At 36.8% G+C, this 15489-nt stretch carries 17 protein-coding genes; 16 read left to right on the top strand and 1 reads right to left on the bottom strand.

Translation table 11 applies throughout. The features are described 5' to 3' along the window. Nucleotides 1–4 precede the first annotated feature (4 nt). The 15 genes from BUB85_RS06030 (at nt 5) to BUB85_RS05965 (ending at nt 14227) form a co-directional block, all read left to right on the top strand. Nucleotides 5–1090, top strand: a complete 1086-nt coding sequence (locus BUB85_RS06030) for a site-specific integrase (protein ID WP_073106948.1) — start codon at nt 5–7, stop codon at nt 1088–1090. Next, complete coding sequence (locus BUB85_RS06025) at nt 1083–1412, top strand: plasmid mobilization protein (RefSeq protein WP_073106945.1); 330 nt, start codon at nt 1083–1085, stop codon at nt 1410–1412. The genes BUB85_RS06030 and BUB85_RS06025 overlap by 8 nt, the downstream gene beginning before the upstream one ends. Then, on the top strand, nt 1403–2539 hold the full coding sequence (locus BUB85_RS06020) for an AAA family ATPase (protein ID WP_073106941.1): 1137 nt from the start codon (nt 1403–1405) through the stop codon (nt 2537–2539). The genes BUB85_RS06025 and BUB85_RS06020 overlap by 10 nt, the downstream gene beginning before the upstream one ends. A gap of 9 nt (nt 2540–2548) precedes the next feature. After that, nucleotides 2549–2722 carry a hypothetical protein gene (locus tag BUB85_RS21420; protein WP_159434619.1) on the top strand — a complete coding sequence of 58 codons (174 nt, stop codon included), beginning with the start codon at nt 2549–2551 and terminating at the stop codon, nt 2720–2722. A gap of 129 nt (nt 2723–2851) precedes the next feature. Then, on the top strand, nt 2852–3085 hold the full coding sequence (locus BUB85_RS06015) for a complexin-2 (protein ID WP_073106937.1): 234 nt from the start codon (nt 2852–2854) through the stop codon (nt 3083–3085). A gap of 104 nt (nt 3086–3189) precedes the next feature. Next, nucleotides 3190–3414, top strand: a complete 225-nt coding sequence (locus BUB85_RS21700) for a hypothetical protein (RefSeq protein ID WP_073107010.1) — start codon at nt 3190–3192, stop codon at nt 3412–3414. Between the two features lie 279 nt (nt 3415–3693). After that, nucleotides 3694–5250 carry a MobA/MobL family protein gene (locus BUB85_RS06005; RefSeq protein ID WP_073106933.1) on the top strand — a complete coding sequence of 519 codons (1557 nt, stop codon included), beginning with the start codon at nt 3694–3696 and terminating at the stop codon, nt 5248–5250. Then, nucleotides 5240–5656: a TnpV protein gene (locus BUB85_RS06000; RefSeq protein ID WP_330392244.1), complete on the top strand. Its 417-nt coding sequence runs from the start codon at nt 5240–5242 to the stop codon at nt 5654–5656. The genes BUB85_RS06005 and BUB85_RS06000 overlap by 11 nt, the downstream gene beginning before the upstream one ends. Nucleotides 5657–5851: 195 nt before the next feature. After that, nucleotides 5852–7714: an HsdM family class I SAM-dependent methyltransferase gene (locus BUB85_RS05995; protein ID WP_073106925.1), complete on the top strand. Its 1863-nt coding sequence runs from the start codon at nt 5852–5854 to the stop codon at nt 7712–7714. After that, nucleotides 7704–8786 carry a restriction endonuclease subunit S gene (locus BUB85_RS05990; RefSeq protein ID WP_073106922.1) on the top strand — a complete coding sequence of 361 codons (1083 nt, stop codon included), beginning with the start codon at nt 7704–7706 and terminating at the stop codon, nt 8784–8786. The genes BUB85_RS05995 and BUB85_RS05990 overlap by 11 nt, the downstream gene beginning before the upstream one ends. Nucleotides 8787–8848: 62 nt before the next feature. Next, nucleotides 8849–10816, top strand: a complete 1968-nt coding sequence (locus tag BUB85_RS05985; protein WP_073106919.1) for an ATP-dependent nuclease — start codon at nt 8849–8851, stop codon at nt 10814–10816. A gap of 14 nt (nt 10817–10830) precedes the next feature. Continuing rightward, the gene (locus tag BUB85_RS05980; protein ID WP_073106915.1) at nt 10831–12576 is read left to right on the top strand and encodes a UvrD-helicase domain-containing protein; all 1746 of its coding nucleotides are present in this window, start codon (nt 10831–10833) and stop codon (nt 12574–12576) included. Between the two features lie 322 nt (nt 12577–12898). Next, on the top strand, nt 12899–13465 hold the full coding sequence (locus BUB85_RS05975; protein WP_073106910.1) for a hypothetical protein: 567 nt from the start codon (nt 12899–12901) through the stop codon (nt 13463–13465). Between the two features lie 18 nt (nt 13466–13483). Then, nucleotides 13484–13879 carry a hypothetical protein gene (locus BUB85_RS05970; RefSeq protein ID WP_073106906.1) on the top strand — a complete coding sequence of 132 codons (396 nt, stop codon included), beginning with the start codon at nt 13484–13486 and terminating at the stop codon, nt 13877–13879. Next, nucleotides 13880–14227, top strand: coding sequence for a hypothetical protein (locus BUB85_RS05965; RefSeq protein ID WP_073106900.1), 348 nt, complete (start codon nt 13880–13882; stop codon nt 14225–14227). A gap of 44 nt (nt 14228–14271) precedes the next feature. Here the strand turns inward: BUB85_RS05965 and BUB85_RS05960 are convergent, their stop codons facing one another. After that, complete coding sequence (locus BUB85_RS05960; protein WP_073106895.1) at nt 14272–15258, bottom strand: hypothetical protein; 987 nt, start codon at nt 15256–15258, stop codon at nt 14272–14274. Nucleotides 15259–15332: 74 nt separating this feature from the next. Between BUB85_RS05960 and tnpA the strand changes: the two genes are divergently transcribed. Then, on the top strand, nt 15333–15489 hold a 157-nt coding region (gene tnpA, locus BUB85_RS22420), incomplete at its 3' end, for an IS66 family insertion sequence element accessory protein TnpA (protein WP_143160666.1).

Here is a 15489-nt window from a genome sequence, read left to right as displayed (position 1 = left end):
TTAGATGGCTGTATATAAAGATGGAGACAAATGGCGTGTCGTATTCCGCTACACAGATTGGCAGGGCGAACGCAAACAGACACAGAAACGTGGTTTTACCACCAAAAGAGAAGCCCAGATGTGGGAACGAGAGGAATTGCTAAAGAAAGGTTCTAAACTGGATATGACCTTTGAGAGCTTTTTTGAAATCTATGAGACAGATAAGAAGAAACGTGTGAAAGAAAACACATGGGAATCGAAAGGTCATGTGATACGAACCAAGATAGTTCCCTACTTTGGGAAACGCAAGATGGAAGAAATCGAGCCAAAGGACATTATCGCATGGCAGAATGAACTTCTTGCATATCGGGATGCATCGGGCAATCCATACGCTCCCACCTATCTGAAAACCATTCATGCACAGCTAAGTGCCATATTCAATCATGCAGTAAGGTTTTACCACCTTACCAGTAATCCAGCCCAGAAAGCAGGCACAATGGGTTCAGAGGAACACAAGGAAATGCTGTTCTGGACGAAAGAGGAATATCTGAAATTTGCAGATGCCATGATGGATAAACCACAATCCTATTACGCATTTGAAATGCTTTACTGGTGCGGTATCCGAATGGGAGAACTGCTGGCACTTACCGCAGAAGACTTTGATTTTGACAAATGCACTTTGACGATTAACAAGTCGTACCAGCGATTAAAGGGAAGGGACGTGATTACTTCGCCCAAGACACCAAAGAGCAATCGAACCATCAAGATGCCGAAGTTCCTGTGTGATGAAATGAAGGAGTTCATCGGAATGCTTTACGGAGTTAATCCGAAGGACAGGCTGTTCCAGATTACGAAGTCCTACCTACACCATGAAATGGATCGTGGGGCAAAGGAAAGCGGTGTGAAAAGAATTCGAGTTCACGACCTGCGCCATTCGCATATTTCGCACCTTATCGAATTGGGATTTTCAGCACTGGCAATCGCTGAGCGTGTGGGACATGAAAGTATTGATATCACATACCGCTATGCACACTTATTCCCAACAAAACAGACGGAAATGGCTGATAAGTTGGAGATTGAACGAATGGGAAAGGAAGAAAACTATGGATAAGAATTTAGACAGTAAAGGACGTTGGAGAAACAGAACTGTAGCCTTTCGGGTATCAGAGGAAGAAGCAAAGCTCTTAGATGATTGTGTTAGCTTATCAGGGCTTACCAAGCAGGATTATATTATCCGCAGACTGCTTCACAGAGAAGTGGTGGTGCAGGGCAATCCGAGGGTTTATAAGGCACTTAGAAATCAGATGGCTGGCATTTATGCAGAACTACAGAGGATTGGACAGGAAAGCGAAATCAGCGATGAATTTCAATACACACTCCAGCTTGTAGCGGAAACACTGAATGGACTAAAGGAGGAAAGCGAATGGGAGTAACTAAAAAAGCGACTGCTCCAGAACCATCTATTGGCGTAGATGTGGAACAGCCACTAACAAAAAATACCAATCAAATTATAGCAAATATCACGAAACAAAACAATCTGCAAGCCACAAAAAGCCCAGTTAATTCTGGGCAGAGTGGTCTGGAAACTATCTCAATGGATGAACTGTATGATGCAGTTTATCCACCCAAGATACCGATTGTAGATGGATTGATATACAACGGAACGTATCTCTTTGTAGGAGCACCCAAAGTAGGCAAATCGTTCTTCATGGCACAGTTAGGTTATCACGTCAGCAAGGGGCTTCCATTGTGGAATTTCCCAGTGCAGAAAGGCACAGTTTTGTATCTGGCGTTGGAAGATGATTATGCAAGGCTTCAAAAGCGTTTATCAAGAATGTTTGGCATGGACAGCACAGATAATTTCTACTTTGCTACCAAGTCCAAGAACTTAAATGAGGGATTGGAAGAAGAACTGAACCAGTTTGTAAAAGAGCATAAAGACGCAAGGCTTATCATCATAGATACCTTACAAAAGGTCAGAGAAATTGGCGGAGACAAGTTCAGCTATGCCAACGATTATGACATTGTAACCAAGCTGAAAAAGTTCAGTGACGAGCATGGTATCTGTCTGCTGGTAGTGCATCACACAAGGAAGATGGAATCCTCTGACAGCTTCGATATGATTTCGGGGACAAATGGTCTGCTGGGGGCTTCGGACGGAGCATTCATCATGCAGAAAGAAAAGCGAACCGAGAACAAGGCTATTCTGGAAGTTGCAGGACGTGACCAGCAAGACCAGAGACTGGAACTGAACTTCAATCGGGAGTTATGTGTATGGGAACTTATCAAGGCAGAAACAGAATTGTGGAAAGAGCCAGCAGATCCTATGCTGGACTCCATAGTCAAAGTAGTTACAGAGGAACAGCCACAATGGAAAGGCACAGCATCGGAGTTGCTGCTCCTGCTACCAGAACTTGATATTGCACCCAATATTCTGACCAGAAAATTGAATATCAGCGTGGAAAATCTACTTCTGGAATATGGTATCCGCTATGAAAGTTCCAGAGAGCATGATGGCAGAATGATAACGCTGACCTTGCAACAAAAGTCAGAGGAATAGGAGCAGATTATGACAAAGCAGGAAGTATGTACAAAGGTATTTAAGGCATTGTTAGATGAAGAACTGTTAAACGAAGCTGACGCATACGATATCGCAAATTTACAGATAGATGTGGAACGTGTTATCAGCAGAGTTTTGGAAGATTATACACTGGTCTATACGACAGGAATAATCAGCGAATAACCAAGAAGCGAAGCACAAAAACAATAAGTGCGTGACGATTGGTGACGGTTGTGACGGTATTTTCTATATAGGTAAATAACCGTCGCAATCGACGCAACCGTCACGCAGATACACAGAAAGGGATTGAAAATGAAGCAGATACAGATACCAGAGGAACTATTTATAGCACTTATGAAATACCATTTTCTTAATATGCAGGAAGTTGAACCAGAGATAAAAAAAGGATTAGAGGATAAGATGGATTCAATTTCCATGCGACTGCTCTACTCAAAATATAAGACCGCACCAACCGAGGAAGAAAAGCAGAAAGCAAGACAGGAATATCTGGATAAACGTGGAGTGCCGGAAAGCTTTCGATGGTAATTTTCCTTCGTGATATTAACAGGAGCGTGGCACGCCCCTGTCTATGTAGCCAAGGAGAAATGTTGATTGTGAAGCCGATAGTTTGTCGGCAGAAAGGAGCACTTATGATTAAACAGCCAGCGTATGGAACTCGGAATGTGAACGATGCGTATTACAAATTTGAAGCAAGAATGATAGAAAAAATGAATGCCGTCATGGGAGATATTGAACTGACCAAGGCAGAAGAAAAAACATTGATATGGTTAGCTGGATGGGAAGAAAGCACCGTAGACCATCTGGTGTCAGTGATTGAAAAGGTGGCTCGGAAACGAGCCGAAGATTTGGTATGAAAAATGTGATACAAATTGAAGATTGGTATGAAAGATGTAAGACATTCTTCAAAATGGTATGAAAAAGTGGTAGCAATCAGAGCTTTATCAGTTCCTGCAGGGGAAGCACTCTATAAGCCCTCGGCGTATGAGAGCGAAATACACCCATCGCACAAACTTCGTTTGTACTCAGGGTATTTCGCCCTTGCAGGGAGCATTATCGCCGACAGGCGAATGAGTTCGTAAACGGATACCCTATGGTATCCACTCACAAAAAACAAAAGAAGGAGGACGTGCCTATTGCAGAGAAATTCATTTGTGAAAATGACAAAACTGCCAGAAGTGAAAGGCAGAATTTATTATATATCCAGTCCAGTCCGACAGGAAAATCTATATGCAGTTTACGAGACTACCGACAGAAAATTTTGGACGAAATTGGCGAAATGCAATCAAGCAGAATTTGTGAAAAGCGGTACAGAGGGAAAGTGCATTGAAGCACGAGAATTGATTATTGCCTTACCAGAGAGTTTCGTGGATTATGAGCCAAAGGCATTGCTGAAACTTTTCACAGAACACATGAAACAGAATTATGGGACAGAGTGCATCGCAGCATTGCACCATAACAAACGCAAGACCAATTATCATATCCATCTTATCTTCTCTGAACGAAAGTCATTAGAAGAACCGATAGAAAAGATTGCTACCAGAAATATGTTCTATGATGAAACTGGTAAGCACGTCAGAACCAAGAAAGAGATATTGGGAGAAGATGGACAGATAAGGGCAGGGTGTAAGGTTGTTACAAAGGGCGAGGTCTATGAACGCAATTTATTCACAACAAAGAATGCACGTTTTAAGAATGAGGGCTTTCTGGACGAAGTGAAGCGGTCATACACAGACCTAATCAATCTTTATGTCAAAGATGATAAGCAGAAGCTAAAGGTATTTGATAGAACTGGTGTGTATCTGCCAATGAAAAAGATTGGCAAGAACAACCCAAAAGCGGAGCAGATAGTAGTAGACAATCAGATACGAACCAAATGGAATCTGACCGTAGACAGTGCATTGGTGGTTGGTGTTCCAGAGACACAGATCATGGAGGTTAAAAGAACACAGATTTCACAGCCAGCGAGTAAATCCATAAAGCAGAATGGTAGAAACCCAGAACTGTTTTCGCAGTTGATAAAGCTGGCAGTCAGCACGTTGGAAATGCTTATCCGAAGAATACTGGATATAGTTTCTGCAAAGGAAAATCTACTTCCAAAAGAAGGAGCAAGTGTTGGTGAAAAGGCAACTAAGGAAGTGGCAGAACCGACAGTTCCAGAAGGCAAAAAGGAAAATGTCAACCCAGAGCATAGGGCAGAGAAAAAGGTGGTAATACAAGCCCCAGAGCGACCAAAACAATCAGTTTTGGCATCCAAGTATCTAAGACTGCAAGAAGTCCATGAGAAGCTTGTAAAACAGTCCAAAGTCATTCAAAGCAAGAAGATTGATATTGAAGAACTGGAAGAAGAAAAGTCAAAGCTGAAAGGTATTCTGCAAGGCAGAAAGCGGAAAGAGGTAGAAGGAAAGATTGAAAAAGCAGAGGTACAGCTTGCCAACATGGAACAGAGTAGGTCAGCCATTGTGAAGTCTTATGGATATAAGAATATACAGGAGTTTATGAAAGACTTCCATGCTTCTAAATCAGAGTATGAAGCCTATCAGCAGGCGTTAGTGAAATATGAGAAAGGTGTTTATGGAAAGCCAGCAGAGAGTATCAAGGAAAGGTTGGAACGATATGACAAAGAGGTTAAGGAACGAGAAAACAGTAAACAAAACACACCTGTCAGACCAAAGGACAGAGGTGGCAGATAAGGAGCAGATGATGGAAAAACACATTGTAGGAGAAAACGGAATAAGCTACACATTGGGAGCGGATGGTCTTTATTATCCAGACTTCGTGCTCCCGAAAGGGACAGATTACCGGATAGGCAGATATGGGAGAATGAGGGCTGATTATATCAAAAAGCATCATCATTCCATGTATCTGGAACTGCTATTTACAGGGAAATGGAACGAATATCTGCATGGAGTAGATGAAGAATGCTATCAGAGGTTGGAGCTTCTTGTGGAGCAGATGAAAGCAGGTGCAGGAGTTACAGAAAAGTTGAAGGCAACCGATCAGATGAAATGGGTTGGGCTGATGAATAATCTGAAATCCTGTGCGGAAGAAATTGTGCTGAAGGAATCAGTGTATGGTGGTTTATTTGAAAACGGGTAAACTTCAAATATTAACGGGGAAACTTCAAATATTAGCGGTGGTTATTTGAAATAAATTATGTTAAAATTGGTATGGATATTGGAGCAAAATAAAGTTAACAATCTTATTTAAAATAACTGGATATGAGAGAGTTTTATTGGACAGCCTATGCAGTATATTTTATAGGAAATAAAAAATGAATCCAAAGGAGAATTTATGAATAGATTTGAAATTATTAGCAGAATTGGCGATAAATATCATCGCGGAAATACAGAAAATGGAGAGTTTAGTTATTCTCAAGCACTGAAGTCTGTAGGAAAAGATATTAAAGAATATCAGAAATCCACATCTGGTACACAACATCAGTTCCTAGATATTCGATTTGAAAATGACAGATTAGCCATTTTAGTAGAAACTAAGAATAAATTTAGTCGTTGGGACAAGAAAAAAATTCAAAGTCAATTGCAGGATTACGTTCGCTTTGAAAAGGCTTACTCAGAAAAAAAGATTGTTGCTATTCTCGCAGAAACAGACGGAGATGATGTTTGGACGTGGTATGGACAGTCCGTAATTATTGATGATACACACAAATCAGATGAATCGGTGATAAAAACTTTTGAAGAGTATGAAAATTTATGTTTTGGAAAAATCAATGATAAAATCAAAATAGTAGATTCTATTAAAGCACTTAATGAGAAACTACATTCAGACGGAATTAATGAAAAACTTCGAAGTCAATTTGTTGGGACTTGTCTTCTTTCTCTCAAGAATGGTTTGATGTACAAGGATATTAAAGAGTCAATAAATCCCGAAACGGGTAAGAAAATGCCACCAGAAAAAATAGTTTTAAAAAACATGAAAGATATTTTAGAAGGACTGCTTACAAAAAGCGGAAGCTTGAATAAAGCCAGCAAACTTGCAATTCTCAATAATAAAGTGCTCGGAGATCAAGATGTATCAAGTCTTACATACGTTGAACTTAAAGAGATATTGGCATATATTGATGATAATGTTGTCCCATATATTAATGATAGAAGTACTGCTGGGCAGGATTTGTTGAATCTTTTTTTTACGACGTTTAACAAATATGTTGGAAAGTCCGATAAAAATCAGGCATTTACACCCGATCATATATGTGATTTTATGAGCAAAGCTGTTGGCGTTAATAAAAAGTCAAGAGTTTTAGATCCGTGCTGTGGAAGTGGTGCTTTTCTTGTAAGAGCAATGACGGATGCAATGGATGATTGTGACACAGAAGAAGAGCGTGATCAAGTAAAGAAAAATCAGATATTTGGTATTGAATACGAAGAAGGGGCATTCGGATTATCATCAACTAATATGCTTATTCACGGTGATGGTAATTCTAATGTTGTTCAAGATTCTATGTTCAATCGTGCAAAGTGGATTGAGGAAAACAACATAAATGTTGTTTTAATGAATCCACCATATAATGCTACAAAAAAATGCTGTGATCTTGATTATACTAAAAATTGGGATGCAAAGAAAAAAGAAGATCCCTCTAAAGGCTTGCATTTTGTTGAATGGGTTGCTCGGCATGTCCCTTCCACTTGTAAAATGGCAGTCTTGCTTCCAATGCAAGCTGCTATTGGTAACAGTGGCGATATAAAGATTTTTAAAAAGAAAATGTTAGATAACTATACTTTAGATGCAGTGTTTTCACTTCCGACAGAAATGTTCTATCCAGGAGCTGCGGCGGTAGCTTGTTGTATGATATTTGACCTTTCACAAAAACATGAAAAGGCAAACCGAGACACTTTCTTTGGCTATTACAAAGATGATAAGTTTATTAAGCGTAAGGGGTTAGGGAGGATCGAAAAAACTGATACATATGGAAATAGTCTTTGGGTAAAAACAAAGGAACAGTGGCTTGAATTATATAAAAATAAACGTGAAGTCCCTGGTTTATCTGTAATGCACAGGGTAACATGGAAAGATGAATGGCTTGCAGAAGCCTATATGGAGACTGATTATAGTACACTAACGGAGACTGATTTTCAAAACGTCATAAATGATTACTTAGCGTTTTTAGTTAAGGAGGGGCATATATATGAAGCTTGATGTTTCTGCATGGAAACCTTTTGTGTTGTCAGATATTTTTTGTATTTATAATGGAAAAGGCATTACGAAAGAAGAAATAGAAAATAATCCTGGAGAAATGTATGCTATTCAGAGTGGTGCGGAAAACAACGGGTGTATTGGAAAAATTGATAAGTCATATTGTATGGAAATGAAGTATACATTGGTTGAAATTCCGTGTCTTACTGTGGCGAGAACAGGAACAGCAGGGTATGTCTGTTTTCAACCATTTGGCTGTGTGGTAGGCGATTCCGCAAAAATATTACTATTAAAAAATGAAAAACAACGAAAAACAAATATTTATTTATTTCTAAGAACAATTTTGATGGCAATTAAGTATAAATATGATTTCGGAAGGAAAGTTACAGAGCAATTATATCTTTCGGAAGTAATAATGTTACCAGCATTGGATGAAAAGACGCCAGATTACAATTATATGAACCAATTTATTAATTCTCTTCATCATAAAAGAGTGACTACAAAAAATAGTAACTCGAAAAAAATAATGATGGATTTTAATAAGTGGAAAGAATTCAATTTACATCGCATTTTGAATTCTGAGATGGGAAATGGAATTGATGCGGTGCAAACAACAAATGATAATCCAAAGTATAACTATGTTTCTCGCAACAGTAATGGAAATGGTGTTGTTGCATTTGTTGATGAAATTGATGGTGAAGTACCCTTTCCAGCGGGATCCATGTCATTAGCTTTAGGAGGAAGTTTTTTAGGATCTTGTTTTGTTCAAAACAAACCATTTTACACGGCACAAAATGTTGCTGTGTTACGAGAAAAAGTACCACTGTCTATTTATACAAAACTATTTATTGCAACATTAATAAGAAATGAGTGTAAAACTAAGTATCAAGCGTTTGGGCGAGAATTAAATTCACATTTTAGAAAAGACTTTACGTTGAAGCTTCCAGTTTTACATGACGAACATGGTAAATTGATTATTGATGAGTCATATGACTATTCTGACCAGGGATATATTCCTGATTGGCAATGGATGGAGAATTATATTAAAGCACTGCCTTATAGTGATAAAATATAAATGAGAAAATGTAGAAAAAATGTAAATACCATTTTACATTCGAATAAAGGAAGGTACAAAATATGCAATTATCAAAAATTAGAATCAAAAATTATAGATTGCTTATTGATGCAGAATTGGATGTTGATGCAAAAACCACACTGATAGTTGGTAGAAATAATACTGCGAAAACATCGTGTTTTGAATGCCTTGCGACCGTATTGACAGGAAGAGGTTTTTCATATGATGATTATCCCTTGCAAAAACGAGATGAACTATATAGCAAAATAATGCAATTCATGGAGAAAAAAATCAATTATGAGGAGCTATATGAACAGTTAGAAAAGATATCACTTGAGTTCTTGGTTGATTATTCATTGGATAAACCAGAAGACAATCTTGGGGCATTGTCACCATTCATTATCGACGTTGATGAGAATACAGCGGTAGCAATAATTCGAGCTGAAAACAGACTGATAATGGATGAAAAATCATTATGGAAATTCCTTGAGAATGGTTATTATAAAGATGGAGTTTTTGCACCAGACGATGAGGAAGTACATGATATAATTAGCAGTGGATTTAATAAGATGTTTGAAATGTCGATTTATGCTATAAATCCTAATAGCAAAACAGATGTACAGATTAAAAGTCATAAAGAATTAAATGAACTATTCCCGTTTTATGTTATTCCAGCAGAGAGAACACTTGGTGAAGATGGTTCTCAAAATGGCAACTCACTGGGAAAACTAATTTCAAATTATTTTGATATTAGCGAAGATGAGTTAGATGCTACTGTTGCGGGAGAAGTCAAAAAATTACGTGAAATAGTGGGAAAAGCTAATAAAGATGTTCAAAAGCGTAGTGATAATCTTCTGAGTGCAATTATTAGTAAGGCGGTTGGATTTGGATATCCTAACGGGGAAGAGTTGCAGTTAGGAGTAACTACCAAATTGAAAATAGATGACCAGATAAAAAATCAATCTATTCTTTCGTATTCGTTGGGAAAGGATATGGAAAGTTTACCAAGCAAGTATAATGGGTTGGGATACAAAAATTTAATTAAAATGGAATTTATGCTTGCAGCATTTGCAAGGGATATTGAAAAATATGGTACTACTTGCATTCCATTGTTATTGATTGAAGAACCAGAATCACATATGCATCCACAAATGCAGCATACATTTGCAGAGTATTTGGAAAAATTTTTAGCCACTATTTCTAATGTGAGTATTCAAACGTTTTTGACTTCACATTCTGCTCATATAGCAAACACAATGGACTTTAGTAAAATTCGCTATGCACAGAAATCAAAATTTGGTGTAGTCTATAAAAATTTAAATGTATTTGCACAAAATAATGCGGAAAGTATGGATTTTATTAAGAAATATCTTACACTTAGTCGATGTGATTTATTCTTTGCTGATAAAATAATTTTTGTAGAAGGTGCTTCTGAGCGTATATTATTGCCAGATATGATTGATAAATGTGATAAAAATGGTGAGTTCGGTTCACAAATTTGCAGGTTGCCAGCGCAGTACTATGCACTGATTGAGATTGGTGGTGCATATGCATACAAATTCATTCCTTTTGCAGATTTTTTAGATATTCCCTGTCTTATTCTTACGGATTTGGATTCTGTATTAAATAAAAAATCTGTTCCAGTGAGCCAAGGAGAAACAACGTCAAATGCAACAATAAAATGGTGGATGAGAAAACACATGGGACTTCAGGAATCAGATAAAGTTAAAATAAAACTAACAGACATTACTTCGTTGAGTTTAAAAGATAAAACAAGAGGAAAATGTCATATTGAGTTTCAAACAGAAGAAAATGGACTTTGTGGACACTCGTTAGAAGAAGCGATTCGGAACGTTAATAGGATATATTATAATTTAGAGGCCAATAGTACAGAAGAAAATTTAGAATTCAAAGAAAAATGCAAAACCGATTTTGCACTTAATCTAATTTGCGATAATCCCAATTATATCATTCCGGATTATATAAAAAGTGGTTTGATATGGCTTAATAATCAAAAAGTTTTTGAGTAAGAGGGTGATAGATTATGAATAAATGTCGTGAAAATAGTAATTATAATACAGCCAAAGAGGAAGCGGATAGGATTGATAAAATAATTATGAATACGCTTCAATGCGGTCAGAGTTTTCGCGTTGAAGCAGGTGCTGGTTCAGGAAAAACATATTCATTGAATAAAGCAATTGAATGGATTCAGCAAAATAAGTGGAATGAATTTAGTCAAAAAAAGCAAAATGTAGTTTGTATTACATATACAAATGCAGCAGTAGATGTGATTTTAGAACGATTATCTAAAGACTCATTTATTATCCCATCTACAATTCATTCATTTGCGTGGAATGCAATTAAACAGTATCAAAGTTTTTTGATAGATATAATTAAAAGTGATCCAGAATTTGTTTCTGATGAGGGTGACTTTTCAAATCTTGCCGAAGTGGCTTATACATTGGGACATCGGTACATGGATAACGGAGTACAATATCTTTACCATGATGATGTGCTTAAATTATTTGGAATCTTATTAGATAATAAGAAATTTCGTAGAGTGTTTGCTGATAAATATCCACTAATTCTAATTGATGAGTACCAAGATTCATACAAACCAATTATTGATCGGTTTATAGATTATTTTATTTCAACAGGACAGGGACCGCAATTTGGATTTTTTGGAGATGCATGGCAAACCATCTATCAATCTAATAAAGCCTGTGGATTAATAGAACATAAAAATATTGAGGTAATAAAAAAGGTGTCAAATTTTCGTTCGGCACCCCAAATTGTTAAATTGCTAAATGATATTCGTCCAGAGCTACCACAGCAGTCAGCTATAGATGATTTCGACGGAGATGTGACAGTAATTACTTGTGATGATTATATTGGTCAACGCCGAATTGAACGAAATTTTAAAGGGGAGTTGCCCTCTGACGAACTGAGAGAGCGGTTGAATAAAGTGTCAGATTGTATTAAGTCATCTACTCCTGCTGAAGAAAAATTGAAGGTGCTGATGATTACACACAAAGTACTTGCAAAGCAACAAGGGTATGAACAACTTTTGAGCATTCTGGACGATGGATTACGAGATAAACAAGATTTATTTTTGATGTATTTTATGAATACAGTAGAACCAATTTTTAAGGCACTTCAATCGTCGGATATGAAGTCACTTTTTGATGCACTAGGCATAAAACGCTATCCTATCTCATCTAAAAACGAGAAAAAAGAATGGAAAAAGTTACAACAATGTATTAAACGAGATCGAATGAAAAGGTGCATAGATGTTCTTAAAACTGTAATTTATTCAAAACTAATTCCAGTACCACCACAGATATTAGAGTATTATCAAGAATATTTAACAACGCCGGATTTGGTATATTCAAATGGTGTTACAATTAAAGATTTTCTAGAGCTGGAATATAGTCAATTTTTATCAGCAATTTATTTTTTGTATCCAGAAGCGGAGTATTCTACAGAACATGGAGTAAAAGGAGAAGAATACGACAATGTTATTTTTGTGATCGGCAAAGGCTGGAATCAATATCAATTTGAGGTTTATGCACCAATGATAACGGGTGTAATTCCGATACCTAGAGGAAAGGAGTCATCGTTTGAACGTAATAGAAATCTTTTTTATGTTTGCTGTTCTAGAGCAAAGAAAAGACTGATTTTTTTGGTTACGATTCCTATGGACTCGTCTTTCGAAAAGTTTTTTTTGGATTTGGTTGGAGAAAAAAATATATACTCATATAGTCAATATCTAAAAAAAATTGAAAATTAAAAAGTGAAGATTGAGTTGGAATAGACTTAAGTGGTTCACGGGTGCAATTCAACCCCCATATTTTAAGCTATTTACAGCTCGAAACCTTGCAGAAATGCATTGTTTCGGGCTGTTTTTTTGTTGGGTGATACACCTATGATACAAGGAGATTTTTTTTATCTCTTTACTCACAACTAACAAGAATAATTCCAAAACCTGTCTCTATTTTCATTTTTTATCAATTATTTCAATTCTGAAAGAAAAATTCAAAAAAGTTTAGCAATCAGCAAAATTTCAACCCAAATACATTATGTAAGAAAAAAACAGAATAGGAAGGTGACACATGAATGAAATGATGAAAAAGAAAGAGGCAGGAAGTGCCATTGGTTATGTAGTGATGTTTACTGTAGCATTACTGATGGTGGTGCTGACATTGTATTTAGCTCAAGTGGCAAAGCTTATGACACACCAACATCACATAGATGATTCGCTGGCAGATGCTGTGCTTGCAAGTCTTGTAGCAGATGATGTGTATTATTTTGAGACAGGGGAGATGACCGGTACGCCAGTTATCAGATTCCAAAGTGTAGACGAATCCCATAGAATCTTTATGGACTGTATGAATGATGCCATAGCAGATACCAATGGATTTTATTACAATTTTGCATTTGATGAATTCATCTGTTATGAAGTAGAAGGTGGCAGTATCAGAATTACCAGTTATTCAGGAGCGGCAGGAACCAGAAATGTAAGAAGCGGAAGTGTAGGAAGTGTAAGAACTCCGAATGGAGAAGTGGTAAGAGAAACTTCTGCCTATGGAAGAGTGAAGTTTGATATTGAGAATATCATTGATAAGAGTTTACTGACAAAATCTAAGGACATCTACTGTACCTTAGAAATCAACAATTAACGGAAGGAGAGAAAGAATATGTTTGAGAAAAAAGTAAATGATGTAGATAAAAAACGAGTAAAAAAAGAAGCAAGAGAGGGAAAGGTGGCAAAGAAGAAGGGGGGCAAGTCCATTGGAGCATCGGTTCTTTCCATTGTGAAGGTTCTGGTAATTGCGGCTTTATTTGCAGGAATTGTATCTGTGATAATCTTCATGACAATGGAAAATAAGGCAGAGGAAGCGCAGCTTAAGACCAAGGTGGTCGTGATGAAGGAGAATGTAGCACAAAATACCTTGATTAAGTCAGATGAGTTTGATAAGTATTTTGTGGAGATGTCTGTGGAATTAACCGCAGTTCCAGAATCAGCCTATCATTCTATAAAGGAGCTACCAAAAGATGGGCTCTATATTGAGAATGCAATGGGAAAATCATAAATGGTCTTAGCGGATGACATCACAAAGACAGATGAAGTGATGGACAAATACTTAAATGGGTATCAGGTAACATCCTTTGCAGCAGAATCATTTCCGGGTGGTGTAAATGGTAGCCTTAGAAAAGGGGATATTGTGAATGTGTACGCCCTTGATCCGGCAACAGAGGTACTTACACTGATGGCAGAGAATGTGTATGTGGCAGATGTATATGATAATGCTGGCAATAAGGTCAGCACACCGGAAGAGATTGCGACTTCCTTTACCATCTATGTAACGGATGAGGAAGTGGAACAGATTAACCTGGCAGTTGTGTATGGGGGAGTACAGATGTATTTGATTGTGGAGTAAGGGAAGAGGGGTGCAGAATTTTGCATCCCTCTTTTAAAAGAAAATTATTTTGTATCTCTAAAGCGATGCGTTGCAGCTGTTCTCGTATGAGATCTGCAACAATAAAGTTTTTTCATATTTGATCTATTGGTAAGAAAATAGTTATTACATCCCTCTAGTTGACATTTTCGAAATTCTTGCTTGGTCGGGTCAAAGAATAAAAGGGATAGTAAAATTGCATTTGCTAAATCTTTTACTTCATATTCTAAATTTCTTGTATAGTAACCGGCTTTGAAGGAGGTTTTTACTATTAGTGGTGATGATTCGCAAGCTTGGGATAAATAATAGTTGCATATTTGATCTGCAATTGAAATAATTTCTTGCTCATACTTTTCATACGGAAATTCGTTTATAGATAAATAACTATGTCCATCACTGCTATTAGTTAAGATATTTATCTCTTTTTTTTGAATATGATGATAAAAAAAATCCACTATTTTCATAGATTCTTTTGAAAAATGCTGTTGAAAGTAGTCATGTAATTGAACAATTATATCTCCTCCGTTATATTTTTCAACCGAAGCATATTCATCGAATTGTTTTGAGTATGCTACTTGAATGTTTTTTAAAAGATAGAAGAGTTCTTCATTTGGATCATATTCGTGACCATTATAGTCAGTGACATTCAAATAATTAATTAGTGGAAATGATTTTAACCCAAAACGATAATCGTCAAACTCAATAAAGGTTAACTCGGTTATATATTTTAGCAATGTATTACATGTATCACTTGATAGTGGGCTTGGTAAAGCAATTAATTCATAAATATCATTTATTACATAAATCAAACGAAGAAACGAATCAATCACTGTACGATCAATTGTAGTGAGTTCAGATTGACCTTCGCGTAGAAAAAAACCATATTTATTAAAAAATGAAATTAAAGCATGATTATATGCTTCTTCTGAATTTTTATTGTAAGCGCAAAATAATTCGACGGATTGTTTTGCCCCAAAATCCAGTTCATAATTATTGTTAGAGAATGCAAGCATTTCACTTCATTTTCTTTTGATAGAAATGATAGATGCGAGTATTTTACTCTAATTATGTTATGGAGGAATTGCTCATGAAAAGTACCAGAACACCTGCACAGGAACAATACCGATTAATTATGGAATGTCGCCAAAGTGGTCTCACGGATCATCAGTGGTGTGTACAACACAATATCAAGCCGGGGACATTTTACAACTGGGTAAAAAGACTTCGCCAAAAAGGATGCGCCG

The sequence above is a fragment of the Hespellia stercorisuis DSM 15480 genome, from assembly GCF_900142165.1.
GTDB lineage: Bacteria > Bacillota > Clostridia > Lachnospirales > Lachnospiraceae > Hespellia > Hespellia stercorisuis.
This window is presented reverse-complemented; position numbering and strand designations above follow the sequence as displayed.